Source organism: Methylophaga sp. UBA1464, from assembly GCF_002325665.1.
Taxonomy (GTDB): Bacteria; Pseudomonadota; Gammaproteobacteria; order Nitrosococcales; family Methylophagaceae; genus Methylophaga.
Genome location: NZ_DCSO01000064.1, coordinates 17,777 through 19,223, shown reverse-complemented (window position 1 = coordinate 19,223; position 1,447 = coordinate 17,777). Strand labels below are relative to the sequence as shown.

The 1,447-nt window shown below is 44.2% G+C and carries 3 protein-coding genes; 1 reads left to right on the top strand and 2 read right to left on the bottom strand.

Annotated features, from left to right (window positions below; genetic code table 11):
- On the top strand, nt 1-451 hold a 451-nt coding region (locus B3O33_RS07820; protein WP_292363344.1), incomplete at its 5' end, for an SDR family oxidoreductase.
- Here the strand turns inward: B3O33_RS07820 and folK are convergent.
- Nucleotides 383-910, bottom strand: coding sequence for a 2-amino-4-hydroxy-6-hydroxymethyldihydropteridine diphosphokinase (gene folK / locus B3O33_RS07815; protein WP_292361020.1), 528 nt, complete (start codon nt 908-910; stop codon nt 383-385). The two genes, B3O33_RS07820 and folK, sit on opposite strands and share 69 nt — an antisense overlap.
- Complete coding sequence (gene folB / locus B3O33_RS07810) at nt 907-1,260, bottom strand: dihydroneopterin aldolase (RefSeq protein ID WP_292361019.1); 354 nt, start codon at nt 1,258-1,260, stop codon at nt 907-909. Before folB ends, folK begins: the two co-directional genes overlap by 4 nt.
- Between the last annotated feature and the right edge of the window lie 187 nt (nt 1,261-1,447).

The following is a 1,447-nucleotide window of genomic DNA, read 5'->3' as shown; positions in this document are numbered from 1 at the left end:
TGATTTGATTGAGGCTGCGGAGCAATATCAACATTTTTTTAACATACATATGTTAGCGCCGTTTCTGATCAATCAGGCGTTATCAAAGCTGTTAAAGGGACCAGGCAATGATCCGGCCGATATTATTCATATCACCGATATCAATGTTGAAAACCCTACCCCACGTTTTGATATTTATGGCACAACCAAAGCGGGATTGCATAACCTGACGCTGGTGTCGGCAAAAAAACTTGCTCCGCAGATCAAGGTGAATTCAGTGGCTCCGGGACCCGTTTTATTCACCGAGTCACATACACAGGAAGCTAGACAGAAGATGTTGTCTGAAACCCCGCTTGCTCGTGAAGGTGGTGCCGAGCCAGTTTATCTCGCCATAAAAAGCTTGCTAGAGAACCCCTTTATTACCGGTGCGACTATCCCGGTAGATGGTGGTCGCCGTCTCTCCAAAGCGTAAGTCAGACGTTTGTATCAAAACGCCTGCAGGAGGCGTGACTTCTGCAGTGTCAGTTAGATAACTGAGCAGCTCTCGAATAATGGGGTAAAGAAAATACTCATCAGTAATACTGCTGACCGGGATATCAGCTTCTTCTGGCAAACTCAGCTTTTTCAGAATATCGATATCGGCTGGTCGATCTTTGGTTTTGCTTAACGGATCATCCCGATCCCGACCTAAACTAATTTCAATTTGATTGCAGAAGCGCTTTAATTCTATCTCGGACAAATCGGTTTCAACGAAGACGATGGCATTGAGGAAATCCCGATGACTATTCATGCCCACCGGCGGGATTTTTAATACTCGGCTTAGTTTTAGTTCTTTAAACTCTTGCAGCAGCGCAATGACCATTTTTTCGGTATTTTGCTGAGGATTTATGTTGCTGCCTAAACCAAGCAGATAACCTTGTCGCTGTTTCATTCGCTGGAGCGCTCAATCACAATTTGTGCCTGGTTTTTACCATGCAATTGAACAGGTTTGGTTAAGGTGAGTTTGAGTCGCGGAATGGCAAAGGTCTTGAGTAAAAGTTGCGCGACCTCTTCAGCCAGGCTTTCAATTAACAGATATCGACTATTGCTGACAAACTCGACAACGACATTGGCAACCGCACCATAATCCAATGTATTGGTTATATCATCTGATGCAGCGGCTTTACGGATATCCCAATCCATTTCAAAATCAAAGCGCAATGTTTGTAGTGTTTCGCGCTCCCAATCATAGATGCCGATAATCGTGTCAATTTTCAAATCATTTAGAAAAATTTTATCCATGATGTCGCTTCAATGTTGGCAAAAGTGGTAATGGTACTGAATAATACCGCTACATTTTCAAAGGTCGCATCATAACATGCCTGAATTAACTGCCATCGCGCTGCTTGCATTGCTCGGCGCCTACCTTATAGGCTCATTATCGAGCGCTGTCATGCTTTGCAAGGTCTCAGGTTTACCTGACCCCAGA